This window comes from Acidovorax sp. AC410 (genome assembly GCF_979253235.1).
Window position 1 is genome coordinate 5,334,150 of record NZ_CEEDCG010000001.1, and the last position, 14,922, is coordinate 5,349,071.

The following is a 14,922-nucleotide window of genomic DNA, read 5'->3' on the forward strand; positions in this document are numbered from 1 at the left end:
TACCGCCAGGCTCAGTTCATGTGGTCAGGCTCATTGCCGGCCGCTCGCCGGCCAGCGCCTGGGCCACGCTGTCCAGCACCATCTGGCCCATGGCCGCACGCGTCTCCCAGGTGGCGCTGGCGCGATGGGCCTGCAGCACGGTGCGCTCGCTTTGGCGCAGCGCCAGGGGCACGCGCGGCTCGTCCACGAACACATCCAGCCCTGCGCCGGCGATCTGGCCCGCACTGATGGCTGCCGCGAGGTCGGCCTCGTTGACCAGGCGGCCACGCGCTACGTTGACCAGGTAGCCCTGCGCGCCCAGCGCATCGAGCACGGCCGCATCGACGATGCCCTCGGCGCTGTCGGCCGCAGCGCAGAGCACCAGTGCGTCGGACTCGCGCGCCAGGTCCAGCAGGGTGGGCACGAAACGGTGCGCCACATCGCTCATGGCGCGCAGATCGGTGTAGGCGATGGGGCAGCCGAAGGCGGCGGCCCGGGTGGCCACAGCGCGGCCCACCCGCCCCATGCCGACGATGCCCACGCGCATGCCGGAAAAGCGCCGCGCCAGCGGGATGGCGCCGGGCTGCGGAAACTGCTCCCACTGGCCGTCGCGCACGAAGCGGTCGCCGGTGCAGATGTTGCGGCAGACGGCGATCAGGAGGCCGATGGCCAGGTCGGCCACGTCCTCGGTCAGCGCGCCCAGCGTGGCGGTGACGGGCAGGGCGCGGCCACGGCAGTAGGCCAGGTCCACCGCGTCGGTGCCCACGCCGTTGACGGCCACCACCTTGAGGGCGGGCAACTGCTCCAGCATGGCGCGCGAGATGCCCGTGTGCCCGCCGGTGATCACTGCGCCGATGCCGGCACCGTGCGCGCGCAGCCATGCCGCGCCATCGGCCATCTCGAAGTATTTGTGCACCGTGTACAGCGAGGCGAGCGCGTCGTTCACCGACGGGATCAGGATGGGGTTGAGTTGCAGAACCTGGGGCTTTGTCATGTCGGTATGCGGAAACACGTTGGAATGGAAGGCATCGTAGTTTTGTGTTGATGCCGTGGTCAATCTTGACGTGTAAAATCAATGTATAGACCTCAACGACCACCACCACCATGGCTTCCTGGATTTCGATGACCGAGGCCTGCCAGCTCCTCGGCGTGCAACCGCAGACCATCTATGCCTATGTGAGCCGGGGCAAGCTCGAGGTCATGCCCGACCCGGCCGACACGCGCAAGAGCCTGTACCGCGCCGAGGACCTGAGCGGCCTGGCCCGGCGCAAGAAGGCCGGCAGCAAGCGCGAGACGCTGGCCACCAACACCTTGTTCGGCTCTGAGCCCAGCATCCCCACCGCGCTGTCGGCCTTCTTCCGCGAGCGCCCCCACTACCGGGGTGAAGACGCCATCGTGCTGGCGCGCACCGCCACGCTCGAAGACGCGGCCCAGCTGCTGTGGGCGGCAGAGCAGGCGGTGGACTTTGCCTGCGATGCGCCGGCCGACACCGCGACGCCGGGGCGGGGCGCCGCGTTCACGGTGCTCGCCGGGCTGGCCGCCACGGGGCATTCCACCAGCGGGCGGCTCACGCGCGTGCTGCATGCCGAGGGCCAGGCCCTGGTGGGCCAACTGGCCAATGCCTTCGGCGCCCAGCCCGGCAAGGGCCCGCTGCACCTGCGCTTTGCCAAGGGCTGGAAGCAGCGCGCCCCGGTGGCCGAGCTGCTGCGCACGGCGCTGGTGCTGCTGGCCGACCATGAGCTCACGAGCTCGGCCTTTGCCACGCGCATCGCGGCGTCCACCGGCGCCTCGCTGCCGGCCTGCGTGCTGGCGGGGCTGAGCACGCTGTCGGGGCCCCTGCACGGCGATGCCTCGGGCCGCGTGCAGGCGTTGTTCAGCGAGGTGGAGCGGCTGGGCGAAGACAAGGTGCTGGCCCACTACCTGTCCACCGGCCTGCCGCTGGCCGGCTTCGGCCACCACATCTACCCCGATGGCGATCCGCGCGCGGCGGCCTTGCTCGCGATGTTCGAGCCGCCCGAGGTGATTGCGCGCTTCATCCACAAGGCGACCGAGCTCACCGGCCTGCAGCCCAATATCGACGTGGCCCTGGCCGCGCTGGTCGCGCACTACCGCCTGCCGGCCGACGCGGCGTTTGCCCTGTTCGCCACCGCGCGCAGCGTGGGGCTGCTGGCCCACAGCCTGGAGCAGCGCGGCGTGGCGCAGGTGATCCGCCCACGCGGGCGCTACGTGGGGCGCGTGCCGGTGGTGCAGCACAACGCCCGCAAATAGGCAGGGTGTGAGCGCATGTATCGTCTGCTATGCAATGTGTAGCTGCCCAGTCATGCCACACAAGCGGTAGGCGATGCAAATGCCCGATAGCTGGCGCGGGCCTTCTCCTTGGGAAGTGGTACCCCCGCCGCTATCATGTCCGCCATGATCAACCGCCTGCCCGGCCTGTCCCTGCCTGATCGTGCCTGGAGCACGGTGCGCCGCTGGGCCGTGGCGTGGTGGCGCATCCTGTACCTGGGGGCGGTGGTGCTGGTGCTGGTGCTCTCGCCGTCGAGCTACGGGCGCGCCACGCGCCGCTCGCTGGCGCGCCATCTGTACCTGGACACGGCGCCAGTGCTGCTGGGCTTCACGGTGCTGGCGGCGCTGATCAGCCTGGTGCTCACGCGCATCGTGGTGGTCACGGCGCTCAGCTACGGGCTCTCGCGCTACGCCATGGAGATGGTGATCCGCGTGCTGGTGCTGGAGCTGATCCCGCTCACCGCCGCACTCTTCGTGGCCATGCGTGCCACCATTCCCAACGGCACGCAACTGGCCCTGCTGCGCCAGTCGGGGCGTTTCGACGAGCTGCGCCGCCAGGGTTCGGACCCGGTGCGCGTGGAGCTGCTGCCACGCGTGGTGGCCGGGGTGTTCGCCAGCATCACGCTGGCCGCGCTCAGCTGCGTGGTGGCGCTGGTCATGGGCTACCTGGGCGTGTACGGCTTCAACCTGGCCGAGGCGGGGGGTTACACCCGCATGTTCGGGCGCGTGTTCACCCCCAGCGTGACCACCTTGTTCGCGCTCAAGACGCTGTTCTTCAGCCTCACCGTGGCACTGATCCCCATGGCCGCCGGTCTGTACGACGCCGAGGGCCGGGGCCAGCCCGATTCGGAACTGGGCGGCCTGGCGCGCATGTTCGCCGTGCTGCTGCTGATCGAAGTGGCCTCGCTGATGGGCAACTACTACTGACCCATAACAACAACACACCCATGACCGACCGCACTCCACCTCCGGCACCGCCGCCGACCGAAGGCTCCACGCAGGAGACGCTGCGCCCCGTGGCCTACCTGGAGATCAAGGCCGCGGCACTGCTGATGTTCACGCTGGCGCTCATCATCGGCTCGGGCCTGTTCCTGATGTATGCGCGCGGCGTGTTCGAGCCCACGCAGACCCTGGTGCTCACCGCCGACGATTCCGAGGGTGTGGTGGTGGGCATGGACATGACGTTCTCGGGCTTTCCCATCGGGCGGGTGCGCCGCATCGAGCTGGCCAACGAGGGCAATGCGCGCATCACCATCGAGGTGCCGAGCAAGGACGCGCACTGGCTGCGCAGCTCCAGCGTGTTCACCCTGGTGCGCGGCATCGTGGGCGGCACCAACATCCGCGCCTACAGCGGCATCCTCACCGACCCGCCGCTGGAGAATGGCGCGGTGCGCCCGGTGCTGCGCGGCGATGCCACGGCCGAGATCCCGCAGCTCATGGCCTCGGCGCGCGAGCTGCTGGGCAACCTGAACAACCTGACCGCGCAGGACGCCGCCCTGGGCAGCACCCTCTCCAACGTGCAGCAACTGACCGAGCGCCTGAATGGCCCGGGCGGCGTGCTGGGCGCCCTCATGGGCAGCGAGAGCGACGCGAAGAAGCTCGTGACCACGCTGGACCGCACCAACACGTTGCTGGCGCGCCTGGATACCCTGGCGGCGCGCGCCGACCGCCAGGTCTTCGGCGCCGATGGCAACAAGGATGCGCTGGTGCCCGAGCTGCGCGCCGCCGTCGGCCAGGTCAATGACCTGCTGGCCGACACCCGCACCAGCCTGAAGAAGGTGGACGCCGTGCTGGTCGAAGCCCAGGCCGTGGGCGCCAATGCCCGCGAGGCCACCAACGACCTGGGTGCCCTGCGCGCCGAGGTGGAAAGCAACCTGCGCAAGATCGACAGCCTGGTCACCGAGATCAACCGCAAATGGCCGTTTGCACGCGACCGGGAGATCAAGCTGCCATGATCCACAAGACGATGCCCATCGTACGGAGTTTGCTTGCCGCTGCCCTGGTCGGCAGCTTGCTTGTCGGCTGCGCCAGCAAGCCGCCCGAGCCCGAGTGGGAGATGAACGCCCACGGCTCGGCCCAGAAGGCGCTCGACGCCTACCTCTCGGGCAATGCCCGTGTGGAAAAACTCGAATGGGAGCGTGCCCGCGCCGAGGTCGCCCGCACCGGCCGCCCGGACCTGCTGGCCCGGCTGGAGTTGCTGCGCTGCGCCGCCCAGGTGGCCAGTCTGGTGGTGGAGCCCTGCACCGCCTTCGAGGCGCTGCGCCAGGATGCCGCGCCGCCCGAGCGCGCCTATGCCGACCACCTGGCAGGCAAACCGCTGACCGCGCCCGACGTGGCGCTGCTGCCCCCGGCCCAGCGAGCCGTGGCAACACTGGGATCGGGCGGCGCCGCGCTGGCCGCCATTGAAGACCCGCTCTCGCGCCTGGTGGCCGCCGGTGTGCTGCTGCAGGCCGGTCGGGCCGACCCGGCAGCCATCGCCACGGCGACCGACACCGCATCCGCCCAGGGCTGGCGCCGCCCGCTCATGGCCTGGCTGCTGCTGCAGGTGCAGCGCGCCGAGGCGGCGGGGGACAAGAACGCGGCGGAGCGCCTGCGCCGGCGCGTGGCGGTGGTGGAGCAGGCGGGCGCCAGCATGGGCAAATGATGCACGCCGCCTGAAGCCGGGGCGCTGCGGTACATTCGCACGGTGCGTAGAATTCTTGCCATCTGCTTGCTGCTGCTGGGCAGTGCTTTCCTGACCCAGACGGTGTCGGCCGGCATTGCCTCGTACGGCCATTGCTGCATGTCCGATTGCGATGACGGCAGTGCCTGCGCCATGCCTGGCTGCCAGCCCTGTGGTACGCCGTTGATGGCGGCCCCGCATACCCCTTTGAGCGCCATGTCCGTGGATTCGGCGTGGCCCCTGGGTGCCCGGTCGCAGTGGGTGTCCTGGAATGCCTCGGTGTGGAGGCCACCTGATTGAGCTTGGATGGTTCCCTGTTTTCCCTTTTTTCTATCCAATCCCCTCAGGAGTTTTCCAATGAAGAAGCAACTTTTCAAATTCAGCGTGGCCGCTGTCTTGCTGTCGATGGCAGGCATGGCCATGGCCCAGTCCGGCTGCTGCACGGAGCTGGCCGAGTGCTGCCTGGAAATGCTGGGCTGCTGCGATTGATTGATCGCCTGAACCTGGCTGATTGACGGCGGGCCGGTACCTCTGGGTGCCGGCCCGCCTCTTTTGGGGCCTACCTGAGCGAAAGCCGCAGCGCCAGCGCCGCCAGGGTGACCAGCAGCACGGGAACGGTGATCACCGCCCCCACGCGGAAATAATAGCCCCAGCCGATGCGGATGCCCTTGCGCTGCAGCACATGCAGCCACAGCAGGGTGGCCAGCGAGCCAATGGGTGTGATCTTGGGGCCCAGGTCGCTGCCGATGACATTGGCGTAAATCATGGCCTCCTTGATCACGCCGGTGGCGGCAGAGGCATCGATGGACAGCGCGCCCACCAGCACCGTGGGCATGTTGTTCATCAGGGATGACAGAACCGCCGTCAGCACACCGGTCCCCATGGCCGCCCCCCAGATGCCGTAGCCGGCAAAGGCGTTGAGCCACTGGCTGATGTACGCCGTCAGCCCCTGGTTGCGCAGCCCGTAGACCACCAGGTACATGCCCAGCGAGAAGACGACGATCTGCCACGGCGCCTCGCGCAGCACCTTCTTTGTGCTGATCACGTGGCCCCGGCCCGCCACGGCCAGCAGCAGTGCGGCGCCTGCGGCGGCGGTGGCGCTGACCGGCACACCCAGCGGTTCCAGCCCGAAAAAGCCGACCAGCAGCAGCACCAGGACCACCCACCCCGTCTTGAAGGTGGCCGGGTCGCGGATGGCAGCGGCCGGCAGCTTGAGCTGGTCCTGGTTGTAGGTTGCCGGAATCTCCCGGCGAAAGTACAGCAGCAAGATGGCCAGCGATGCCGCGACCGAGGCGATGTTCACCGGCACCATGACCGAAGCGTATTCGCGGAACCCGATGCGAAAGAAGTCGGCCGAGACGATGTTCACCAGGTTGGACACCACCAGCGGCAGGCTGGCCGCATCGGCAATGAAGCCCGCGGCCATCACGAAGGCCAGGGTGGCGCCGGGGCTGAAACCCAGGGCCACGAGCATGGCGATCACGATGGGGGTGAGGATCAGTGCCGCGCCGTCATTGGCGAACACCGCTGCCACGGCCGCGCCCAGCAGCACGATGAGCGCAAACAGCATGCGGCCGCTGCCGCGCCCCCAGCGCGCCACATGCAGGGCCGCCCACTCGAAGAAGCCCGCCTCGTCGAGCAGCAGGCTGACGATGATGATGGCGATGAAGGCGGCCGTGGCGTTCCACACGATCTGCCAGACCACGGCGATGTCGGACAGCTGCACGACGCCGGTGAGCAGCGCCACGGCGGCGCCCGCGCTGGCGCTCCAGCCGATGCCCAGCCCGCGCGGCTGCCAGATGACCAGCGCGATGGTGGCGACAAATATCGACAGAGCCACAAGCATCTGTTTTCTCTTTTCAAAAGGGGGAGAGGGGGAGGGGGCCGCAAGCATCTGCGGGTGCAGGAAGTTTGCGGTTGCTTGAATAGTTCAATAATAGTTGTATTATTGATGCCATGCAAGCCTCCATCGACACCACCATCTTCCACAACCCGGCCTGTGGAACGTCGCGCAACGTGCTCGCGATGATCCGCCACGCCGGCATCGAGCCCACCGTCGTCGAATACCTCAAGACGCCGCCCAGCCGCGAAAAGCTCACCGAGCTGATCGCCGCCATGGGCATCCCCGTGCGCGCGCTGCTGCGGCAAAAGGGCACGCCGTACGACGAGTTGGGCCTGCAAGACCCTGCGCTGTCCGATGAGCAACTGCTCGACGCCATGCTCGCCCACCCGATCCTCATCAACCGGCCCATCGTCGTGACGCCCGCCGGCACCCGGCTGTGCCGCCCCTCCGAGGCGGTGCTGGACCTGCTGCCCGCGCTGCCAGGCCCCTTCGCCAAGGAAGATGGCGAACTGGTCATCGACGCGCAGGGCCGCCGGGTCGCTTGATCCCTGGGCCTTCTGCGCAACCCAACCGCTCTTGTATAGTCAGTCCGTGCAAAAAACCGCCGCCACCGCCGTCTTCGAATCGCTGTCCTCCCCCGTGCGGCTCGACGTGTTCCGCCTGCTCGTGCGGCAGGGGCCCGGCGGCATGGTGGCCGGCGAGATCTCGGCGGCGCTGGACGTGCCGCCCACCAACCTGTCCTTTCACCTCAAGGGCATGACGCACGCCTCGCTGCTCACCGTGGAGCAGGAGGGCCGCTACCAGCGCTACCGGGCCAACCTGGCGCTGATGGCGGAGCTGATCGGCTACCTGACCGAAGAGTGCTGCGCGGGCAAGCCTGAACTGTGCGCCGAGCTGCCCGTCAAGGCTGGCTGCGCGCCAGCTTCGGCCGTTGGCAAGAAGCGCCCCAAGGCCACTGCAGCGGCCTGACAGGCCGATCCATTGCCTGTCGTTCCATGGTCATTATTTCAATATTTAATGAAATGTTGAAATCAAATGTGCAACCTGCCGCCGTCATCACTTCCTGGAGTCTTTCCCCATGACCGAAAAAACCTACAACGTGCTCTTCATCTGCACGCAGAACTCTGCCCGTTCCATCCTGGCCGAAGCCTTGCTGAACCATTTCGGAGGAGGGCGCTTTCGAGGGCACTCGGCCGGCAGCTTTCCCAGCGGCACCGTCAACCCGCTGGCCCTGGCCACGCTGGAGCGCCTGCATGTGCCCGCCACCGGCGCGCGCAGCAAGAACTGGGACGAGTTTGCCCAGGCCGGCGCGCCCGAGATGGACTTCGTGTTCACCGTCTGCGACAACGCCGCCGGCGAGGTCTGCCCCATCTGGCCGGGCCAGCCCATGAGCGCGCACTGGGGCGTGCCCGACCCATCGGCCGCCGAGGGCACGCCCGAAGCGGTGGACAAGGCCTTCCGCGACACGGCGCTGATCCTCAAGCGGCGCATCGAGCTGCTGCTGGCGCTGCCCCTGGAGAAGCTCGACGCCCTGGCGATCAAGCGCCAGATCCAGGACATCGGGCAGGCGTGAACCCCACCCCGGCCCCCTCACTTTTTCATTCCTTTCCACGACCATGACCACCCACATCCTCATCCTGTGCACGCACAACTCCGCGCGCAGCGTGCTGGCCGAAGGCATGCTCAACCACCTGGCCAAGGTCCGCGGCCTGGACGTGCAGGCCCACAGCGCCGGCAGCGCACCGAGCGGCCGCATCAACCCCCTGGCGCTCGAAGCGCTGGCCAGTGCGGGCGTCAGGACGGACGCCTTTCGCAGCAAGAGCTGGGACGAGTTCACCGCCGCCGAGGCGCCGGTGATGCGCATCGTCATCACCGTCTGCGACAGCGCGGCCAGTGAGGTCTGCCCGTACTGGCCGGGCACGCCCATCCAGATGCACTGGGGCTACCCCGACCCCTCCAATGCCCAGGGCGGCGATGAAGGCAAACGCCAGGCCTTCGAGATCACCCGCCAGGCCATCGGCTACCGCATGCTGCAATTGCTGGAGCTGCCCCTGGCCGACCTGAGCGACGCCGACCTGCAGACCCAGCTGAACCGAATCGCACACAGCTGAGCAACCACCATTACCGCACCACGGCCTGCCCCATGCTTTCTGACCTGCCCCACATCGACGCCCACCTGCTGCAGGTGCCCGACGCCGCGCGTTTGTCTGCTGCGCTGGTGTCCACACATCCCGCGCGCATCCTCATGCTCTACGGCTCCCTGCGTGAGCGCTCCTTCAGCCGCCTGGCCACCGAAGAGGGCGCACGCATCCTCACGGCGCTGGGGGCCGAGGTGAAGATCTTCAACCCCGAGGGCCTGCCGCTGGCTGACGGCGCGCCGGACGCGCACCCCAAGGTCGTGGAGCTGCGCACCCTGGCCGCCTGGTCCGAGGGCATGGTCTGGTGCTCGCCCGAACGCCACGGCGCCATGACCGGCATCCTCAAGACCCAGATCGACTGGATCCCGCTGGCCCAGGGGGCCGTGCGTCCCACGCAGGGCAAGACCCTGGCGGTGATGCAGGTGTGCGGCGGCTCGCAGTCGTTCAATGCGGTCAACCAGATGCGCGTGCTCGGCCGCTGGATGCGCATGCTCACCATCCCCAACCAGTCCTCGGTGGCCAAGGCCTTCCAGGAGTTCGGCGACGACAACCGCATGAAGCCCTCGGCCTACTACGACCGCATCGTGGACGTGATGGAAGAACTCATGAAGTTCACCCTGCTCACGCGCGACGTGTCGCCGTACCTGGTGGACCGCTACAGCGAGCGCAAGGAGTCGGGCGAGGCGCTGATGCGCCGGGTCAACCAGGCGTCCATCTGACGGCCCACCCCGCAAGGGGCTGGCTGCTCCATGTAGTTGCTATTGACAACGAAATGAACATCTCCTAATCTGCAGCCATTTAGTTGCTATACACACTCAAATGACAGCCGCTAATTCAGGAAGCCTGCTGCGCGAAGTCGCCCGCATGTACACGCGGGCCCAGCGCGTGGTGGCCGAGTGCAGCCACACCACCAACACGCAGTGCCACCTGCTGACCGAGCTGGGGCGCTCAGGGCCCTTGCCACTGTCCGAGCTCGGCGCGCGCGTGAGCCTGGAAAAGAGCTGGGTCTCGCGCGCGGTGGAGGCCATGGCCGCGCGCGGCCTGGTGACCAAGGAGCCCAACCCGGCGGATGCCCGCAGCTGGCTGGTCACGCTCACCGCCGAGGGGGAGGGCAGGGTCTGCGAACTGAACACCACCCTGGACGCCCACGCGGCGCAGTTGCTCGGGTGCCTGAGCGAGCGCGACCGCGCCGCCGTCGAGAAGTCGCTGCAGTTGCTCATGAAGGCGCTGCGGCAAGACCAGGCCGTGCCTTGCTGCACCTTGCCGCGCCCGCCCAAGGACGCGGGGCCGTGCTGCTGAACAGCGCCGTGCTCTTTCTTCACCCTGTACCAACAGACGCTGACCCATGACCATCCGCACCGCCACACCCACCGACGCTGACGCCATCACCGCCATCTATGCGCCCATCGTGCAGCACACCAGCATCTCGTTCGAGCTGGAGGTGCCCACCGTGGAGCAGATGCGCGAGCGCATCGCCCAGACCCTGCAGACCTTGCCCTGGCTGGTCAGCGAAGACGCGCAGGGCCGGGTCAACGGCTACGTGTATGCCAGCAAGCACCGCGAGCGCTCGGCCTACCAGTGGTCTGTGGATACCACGGCCTACATCCGCGAGGACGCGCGGGGGCAGGGCACCGGCAAGCGGCTGTATGGCGAGCTCAAGCGCATCCTCGTCGGGCTCGGCTACTGCCAGGCATTCGCCGGCATTGCCCTGCCCAACCAGGCCAGCGTGGCGCTGCACGAGTCCGTGGGCTTCGAGGCGCTGGGCGTGTACCGCCAGGTCGGCTTCAAGCACGGGCAGTGGCACGACGTGGGCTGGTGGCAGTGCAGCCTGCAGTCGCCAGATCATCCAGCCGTCCCATTGAAGTTCGATGTCCTGGCCGGCCGGGCCGAAACCCTCCAGGCCTGAAACACAAGGACCGACCATGCCCGTCTTCTTGTCCCGCTATCTCTTAGTTCTGGTCGCTGTGGCCAGCCTCGGTGCATTCGTCGCGACCCACAATGCCGGGGGCCCGCTGGAGCCCGTGGTGCTGCTCGCCTCGGCATTGACGCTGCTGCTGGCCAGCGTGCTGGAGCGCTGTTACCCCTACCGGACCAGTTGGAACCAGCCGAACGGAGACCGCGCCACCGACTGGGCCAGCGCAGCCACCCTGGTCGCCGTGGTGGAGCCGCTGCTCAAGCTGCTGGGCACACTGGCGCTGCTCGCAGTCTATGGGCACAGCGGGCCCGGCAATACAGGCAGCTCGGCGTGGTTGCAGAACCAGCCCTTTGCCCTGCAAGTCGTTCTGGCAGCGCTCTTCATCGAATTCGGCAAATACTGGGCGCACCGGCTGCACCACAGGCTGGCGCCGCTGTGGTGGCTGCATGCGATGCACCACGGCAGCGAGCGCCTGTACGCGCTGAACAACCTGCGCTTCCATCCGCTCAACCACGCCATCAACTTCGCCCTGTCGATGCTGCCGGCCCTGCTGCTGGGCTTCCCGGCCGAGGCGATCCTGTGCTACCTCGCCATTTCGCAACCGGTGCTGATGCTGCAGCACGCCAACCTCGGTCTGCGCAGCGGCTGGGCCAACTACGTGTTCAGTACCAACGAGTTGCACCGCTGGCACCACTCCACCGAAAGCAGCGAGGGCGACCGCAATTTCGGCAGCGCCTTCGTGCTGTGGGACCAGGTCTTCGGCACCTTCCGCTACACGCCTGCAGGCAACGACCCGGCGCGGGTGGGCCTGTTTGCGTCCAGTGCGGGCTATCCGGCGCGCTCGGGCTATTGGGGCCAGTTGAAGTCGATGTTCGTGCCGGGGTGCTGCCGGGCTTGACATGCTGCGTGCAACGATTGATCATTCGTAAAAATACGAATTAAGAGAGCCGCCCATGTCCTGCTGCCCTGGTGAAGAAGTGGACGTTCTGGTCCTGCTCGATGATGAGCGCACGGCCGAGCTGGCCATGCTGCTCAAGGCGCTGGCCCACCCGGCCCGCATCCAGCTGCTGCGCCACCTGTCGAGCTATGGCCAGTGCTACTTCGGCAGCCTGGCAGATGTGGTGGGTCTGGCGCCGTCCACCACTTCGCAGCATGTGAAAGTGCTCAAGGAGGCGGGCCTGATCCTGGGCTCCGCCGAGGAACAGCGCACCTGCTATTGCATCAACCCCGCGCGGCTCGCCGAGCTCAAGCAGTTGGTCCAGTCCGTGTGAAGAGGCAAAGGCCTCTTCTTTTTGTCATGAATGTTCGTTAATCTACGAAATACGAAGGATATCCCCATGGCTGATTCCACATCCCCCATTTCATTCACGGTGGCCGTGATCGGTGCCGGCCCCATCGGACTGGCGGCCGCCGCCCACCTGGTCGGACGCGGTATCGCGGTGGAGGTCTTCGAAGCCGGGCAAGGTGTTGCCGCCCATCTGCAGTCCTATGGCCACGTGCGCCTGTTCTCGCCCTGGCGCTACAACGTGGACACAGCGGCGCGCGCGCTGCTGCAAGCCGCCGGGTGGTCCATGCCCGACCCCGAAGGCCTGCCTACCGCTGGTGAGCTGGTCGAGCGCTACCTGCGCCCGCTGGCAGCGCATGGCGCGCTGGCACCCCACATCCATTTCGGCCACCAGGTGCTGGGCATCTCGCGCGCTGGCTTCGACAAGGTCAAGACGGCCGGACGGGAGCATGCGGACTTCGTGCTGGTGGTCGAGACCACAGAAGGGGTGCAAGAGATCCGGGCCCATGCCGTGATCGACGCGTCGGGCACCTGGGGCCAGCCCAATCCCATGGGCATCCATGGCTTTCCCGCGCTGGGCGAGCGTGCGGCGGGGGAACACATTGCCTATGGCATGCCGGACATCCTCGGGGCTGCCCGTGGCCGGTATGCGGGCCGTTCGGTGATGGTGGTGGGCGCGGGCCATTCCGCTGCCGGCAACCTGCTGGCGCTGGCAGCACTGGCCGATGAAGAACCGGGAACTCGCGTGCATTGGGCGGTGCGGAGCAAGGACCTGCGCAAGATCTTCGGCGGTGGCAGTGCCGATGGCCTGCCGGCGCGCGGCGCCCTGGGCACCCGCCTGCGCGACCTCGTCGGGCAGCAGCGCATCGTCCTGCACCTGGGCTTTGGCGTGCAGTCCGTGGAGCTGGCCGGTGGCCGCATGACCGTGCGCGCCATCGACCCACTCCTGGCCCCCGTGGAGGACGTCGACGAGATCATCGTGGCCGCGGGCTCGCGCCCTGATTTGTCGCTGGCGCGCGAACTGCGCACGCGCCTGGATCCCTGGATCGAAAGCACCGAGGCCCTGGCCGACCTGATCGATCCCAACCTGCACAGCTGTGGCACCGTGCGGCCCCACGGCCACAGGGAACTGGCCCATCCTGAGCCCGGCTTCTATGCCATCGGCGCCAAGAGCTACGGGCGTGCGCCCAACTTCCTGATGGCCACGGGCTATGAGCAGGCGCGTTCGGTGGTGGCGGCCATTGCCGGCGACTGGGTGGCGGCGAACCAGGTACAGCTTGACCTGCCGCAGACGGGCGTGTGCTCGGTGGACCTTTCCGAGCCGCCAACGGGGCAGACCACCGCTGCTGCGGGTTGCTGTGGTGGCCCGGCGGTGCAAGACACGTCGGCCTGCTGCGCGCTGGACGAGACAGAGAAGGTCAAGGGCAGCGGGGGATGTACTCCGGCTGCCGCTCCCACGGCGTCCAAGGCGGCATCCTCGCAACAGGTGGTGACGGCCAAAACGTCATGCTGCGGCTGATGCCCGCCGTCCCCATGGATTAGCCGAGAGGATTCCCCTTGCCACGCCTGACATCAGCAACCACAGTCGCCAGCCTGGGCACGGCCCAGACCCTGGCCTGGGCATCGACCTACTACCTGCCGGCCATCCTGGCCGCACCCATGGCACGCGAGCTCGGTGTGTCGGTGGCCATGGTGTTCGCTGCGTTCTCGTGCGCGCTGGTGGTCTCCGCACTGCTGGGGCCCTATGCCGGCCGCAGCATCGACCGCTGGGGCGGTCGGCCGGTGCTGATGGCGACCAGCGTGGTCTTTGCGCTGGGCCTGGCCGCGCTGGCGATGGCCCAGGGCCCGTGGGGTCTGTTTGCCGCCTGGGTGCTCATCGGCGCCGGCATGGGCAGTGGGCTGTACGAGGCGGCCTTTGCCGCGCTGGTGCACCTGCATGGCAAGAATGCGCGCAACTCGATCACGGGCATCACCCTGATCGCCGGCTTTGCCAGCACGGTGGGCTGGCCGCTGTCGATGTGGATGGAGTCGCAATGGGGCTGGCGCGGCGCCTGCTGGACCTGGGCCGCGCTGCACCTGGTGGTGGGGCTGCCGCTCAACGCCTGGACGCCACGCCGACCGCAGGTCGAAGCGGTGGCCGCGAACACCGCAACACCGCAGGGCGTGCAAGCGCTGGCTGCAGATCCTGAACCTGCTCATGCGCGCCGGGCCACCCTGCTGCTGGCCTTTGTGTTCGCGGCCACGTGGTTCACCAGCACCGCCATGGCGGCGCACCTGCCGCGCCTGCTGCAGGAGGGCGGCGCCACGCTGGCCACTGCCGTGGCCGTGGGCGCCTTGGTCGGGCCGGCCCAGGTGGCGGGGCGCCTGCTGGAGTTCGGCTTTCTGCGCCATGTGCACCCGCTGCTGTCGGCACGCCTGGCGGCGCTGATGCACCCGCTGGGCGCCGGGCTGCTGGCCGTGGCTGGTGCGCCGCTGGCGGCCGTGTTCGCGCTGCTGCACGGTGCGGGCAACGGCATCTTGACCATTGCCAAGGGCACGCTGCCGCTGGTGCTGTTTGGGCCCGCAGGCTACGGGCATCGGCAGGGCTTGCTCATGGTGCCGGCGCGCATTGCGCAGGCGGCGTCCCCATGGCTGTTTGGGCTGTGCCTGGACCGCCTGGGTGCGGGGGCGCTGTGGGTTTCTGCAGGCCTGGGGGCTGCGGCGTTTCTGGCACTGCTGGCGCTTGCTTCACCAGTTTGGAAAGGCCCCTGCAGGGTTTGACAAAGTTCCAGTCGTGGCGTGACATTTGCATCTATCCCGTTTTGCTCGCCACGC

18 protein-coding genes are annotated in these 14,922 nt (G+C 67.9%); 16 read left to right on the forward strand and 2 right to left on the reverse strand.

All coding sequences use genetic code 11. The annotated features are described in order from the left end of the window. Positions 1 to 16: 16 nt before the first annotated feature. A complete protein-coding gene (locus AC0IZS_RS24765) occupies positions 17 to 973 on the reverse strand; it encodes a 2-hydroxyacid dehydrogenase (RefSeq protein ID WP_471638093.1) in 957 nt (318 codons plus the stop codon). Between the two features lie 110 nt (positions 974 to 1,083). Between AC0IZS_RS24765 and AC0IZS_RS24770 the strand changes: the two genes are divergently transcribed. From AC0IZS_RS24770 to AC0IZS_RS24790, 5 genes are all read left to right on the forward strand, one after another. Beyond that, a complete protein-coding gene (locus AC0IZS_RS24770) occupies positions 1,084 to 2,247 on the forward strand; it encodes a citrate synthase (protein WP_471638094.1) in 1,164 nt (387 codons plus the stop codon). Positions 2,248 to 2,391: 144 nt separating this feature from the next. Further along, positions 2,392 to 3,192: an MlaE family ABC transporter permease gene (locus AC0IZS_RS24775; protein WP_471639572.1), complete on the forward strand. Its 801-nt coding sequence runs from the start codon at positions 2,392 to 2,394 to the stop codon at positions 3,190 to 3,192. A 20-nt stretch (positions 3,193 to 3,212) separates the two neighbouring features. Beyond that, positions 3,213 to 4,220 carry an MlaD family protein gene (locus AC0IZS_RS24780; RefSeq protein WP_471638095.1) on the forward strand — a complete coding sequence of 336 codons (1,008 nt, stop codon included), beginning with the start codon at positions 3,213 to 3,215 and terminating at the stop codon, positions 4,218 to 4,220. Between the two features lie 11 nt (positions 4,221 to 4,231). Then, positions 4,232 to 4,909 (forward strand): hypothetical protein, encoded by a 678-nt coding sequence (locus AC0IZS_RS24785; protein WP_471639573.1) that lies wholly within the window; start codon positions 4,232 to 4,234, stop codon positions 4,907 to 4,909. Between the two features lie 375 nt (positions 4,910 to 5,284). Next, positions 5,285 to 5,416: a hypothetical protein gene (locus AC0IZS_RS24790; protein ID WP_471638096.1), complete on the forward strand. Its 132-nt coding sequence runs from the start codon at positions 5,285 to 5,287 to the stop codon at positions 5,414 to 5,416. Between the two features lie 70 nt (positions 5,417 to 5,486). On the opposite strand, the gene AC0IZS_RS24795 is transcribed toward AC0IZS_RS24790, so the two are convergent. Continuing rightward, positions 5,487 to 6,773, reverse strand: a complete 1,287-nt coding sequence (locus AC0IZS_RS24795; RefSeq protein ID WP_471638097.1) for an arsenic transporter — start codon at positions 6,771 to 6,773, stop codon at positions 5,487 to 5,489. A gap of 110 nt (positions 6,774 to 6,883) precedes the next feature. Between AC0IZS_RS24795 and arsC the strand changes: the two genes are divergently transcribed. The 11 genes from arsC to AC0IZS_RS24850 all read left to right on the forward strand — a co-directional run bounded on the left by arsC (position 6,884) and on the right by AC0IZS_RS24850 (position 14,868). Then, entirely contained in the window at positions 6,884 to 7,315 is a 432-nt protein-coding gene (gene arsC / locus AC0IZS_RS24800) for an arsenate reductase (glutaredoxin) (protein WP_471638098.1), read from the forward strand. Positions 7,316 to 7,361: 46 nt separating this feature from the next. After that, a complete protein-coding gene (locus AC0IZS_RS24805) occupies positions 7,362 to 7,739 on the forward strand; it encodes an ArsR/SmtB family transcription factor (protein WP_471638099.1) in 378 nt (125 codons plus the stop codon). Between the two features lie 109 nt (positions 7,740 to 7,848). Continuing rightward, positions 7,849 to 8,343 carry an arsenate reductase ArsC gene (locus AC0IZS_RS24810; RefSeq protein ID WP_471638100.1) on the forward strand — a complete coding sequence of 165 codons (495 nt, stop codon included), beginning with the start codon at positions 7,849 to 7,851 and terminating at the stop codon, positions 8,341 to 8,343. 43 nt (positions 8,344 to 8,386) lie between these two features. Further along, positions 8,387 to 8,881, forward strand: coding sequence for an arsenate reductase ArsC (locus AC0IZS_RS24815; RefSeq protein ID WP_471638101.1), 495 nt, complete (start codon positions 8,387 to 8,389; stop codon positions 8,879 to 8,881). A 32-nt stretch (positions 8,882 to 8,913) separates the two neighbouring features. Next, positions 8,914 to 9,627 (forward strand): arsenical resistance protein ArsH, encoded by a 714-nt coding sequence (gene arsH / locus AC0IZS_RS24820; protein WP_471638102.1) that lies wholly within the window; start codon positions 8,914 to 8,916, stop codon positions 9,625 to 9,627. A gap of 100 nt (positions 9,628 to 9,727) precedes the next feature. Further along, positions 9,728 to 10,207 carry a MarR family winged helix-turn-helix transcriptional regulator gene (locus AC0IZS_RS24825; RefSeq protein WP_471638103.1) on the forward strand — a complete coding sequence of 160 codons (480 nt, stop codon included), beginning with the start codon at positions 9,728 to 9,730 and terminating at the stop codon, positions 10,205 to 10,207. Between the two features lie 46 nt (positions 10,208 to 10,253). Next, positions 10,254 to 10,814, forward strand: a complete 561-nt coding sequence (locus AC0IZS_RS24830; protein ID WP_471638104.1) for an arsinothricin resistance N-acetyltransferase ArsN1 family B — start codon at positions 10,254 to 10,256, stop codon at positions 10,812 to 10,814. A 16-nt stretch (positions 10,815 to 10,830) separates the two neighbouring features. Next, positions 10,831 to 11,721, forward strand: coding sequence for a sterol desaturase family protein (locus AC0IZS_RS24835; protein ID WP_471638105.1), 891 nt, complete (start codon positions 10,831 to 10,833; stop codon positions 11,719 to 11,721). Between the two features lie 55 nt (positions 11,722 to 11,776). Further along, positions 11,777 to 12,094, forward strand: a complete 318-nt coding sequence (locus AC0IZS_RS24840; RefSeq protein WP_471638106.1) for an ArsR/SmtB family transcription factor — start codon at positions 11,777 to 11,779, stop codon at positions 12,092 to 12,094. Positions 12,095 to 12,160: 66 nt separating this feature from the next. Continuing rightward, complete coding sequence (locus tag AC0IZS_RS24845) at positions 12,161 to 13,627, forward strand: NAD(P)-binding domain-containing protein (RefSeq protein ID WP_471638107.1); 1,467 nt, start codon at positions 12,161 to 12,163, stop codon at positions 13,625 to 13,627. A gap of 38 nt (positions 13,628 to 13,665) precedes the next feature. Then, entirely contained in the window at positions 13,666 to 14,868 is a 1,203-nt protein-coding gene (locus AC0IZS_RS24850) for an MFS transporter (RefSeq protein ID WP_471638108.1), read from the forward strand. Positions 14,869 to 14,922: the final 54 nt, after the last annotated feature.

Coding starts and splice junctions, on each gene's coding strand:
- AC0IZS_RS24765 (WP_471638093.1), bottom strand. CDS start 973: ATGACAAAGCCCCAGGTTCTGCAACTCAACCCCATCCTGATCCCGTCG.
- AC0IZS_RS24770 (WP_471638094.1), top strand. CDS start 1,084: ATGGCTTCCTGGATTTCGATGACCGAGGCCTGCCAGCTCCTCGGCGTG.
- AC0IZS_RS24775 (WP_471639572.1), top strand. CDS start 2,392: ATGATCAACCGCCTGCCCGGCCTGTCCCTGCCTGATCGTGCCTGGAGC.
- AC0IZS_RS24780 (WP_471638095.1), top strand. CDS start 3,213: ATGACCGACCGCACTCCACCTCCGGCACCGCCGCCGACCGAAGGCTCC.
- AC0IZS_RS24785 (WP_471639573.1), top strand. CDS start 4,232: ATGCCCATCGTACGGAGTTTGCTTGCCGCTGCCCTGGTCGGCAGCTTG.
- AC0IZS_RS24790 (WP_471638096.1), top strand. CDS start 5,285: ATGAAGAAGCAACTTTTCAAATTCAGCGTGGCCGCTGTCTTGCTGTCG.
- AC0IZS_RS24795 (WP_471638097.1), bottom strand. CDS start 6,773: ATGCTTGTGGCTCTGTCGATATTTGTCGCCACCATCGCGCTGGTCATC.
- arsC (WP_471638098.1), top strand. CDS start 6,884: ATGCAAGCCTCCATCGACACCACCATCTTCCACAACCCGGCCTGTGGA.
- AC0IZS_RS24810 (WP_471638100.1), top strand. CDS start 7,849: ATGACCGAAAAAACCTACAACGTGCTCTTCATCTGCACGCAGAACTCT.
- AC0IZS_RS24815 (WP_471638101.1), top strand. CDS start 8,387: ATGACCACCCACATCCTCATCCTGTGCACGCACAACTCCGCGCGCAGC.
- arsH (WP_471638102.1), top strand. CDS start 8,914: ATGCTTTCTGACCTGCCCCACATCGACGCCCACCTGCTGCAGGTGCCC.
- AC0IZS_RS24825 (WP_471638103.1), top strand. CDS start 9,728: ATGACAGCCGCTAATTCAGGAAGCCTGCTGCGCGAAGTCGCCCGCATG.
- AC0IZS_RS24830 (WP_471638104.1), top strand. CDS start 10,254: ATGACCATCCGCACCGCCACACCCACCGACGCTGACGCCATCACCGCC.
- AC0IZS_RS24835 (WP_471638105.1), top strand. CDS start 10,831: ATGCCCGTCTTCTTGTCCCGCTATCTCTTAGTTCTGGTCGCTGTGGCC.
- AC0IZS_RS24840 (WP_471638106.1), top strand. CDS start 11,777: ATGTCCTGCTGCCCTGGTGAAGAAGTGGACGTTCTGGTCCTGCTCGAT.
- AC0IZS_RS24845 (WP_471638107.1), top strand. CDS start 12,161: ATGGCTGATTCCACATCCCCCATTTCATTCACGGTGGCCGTGATCGGT.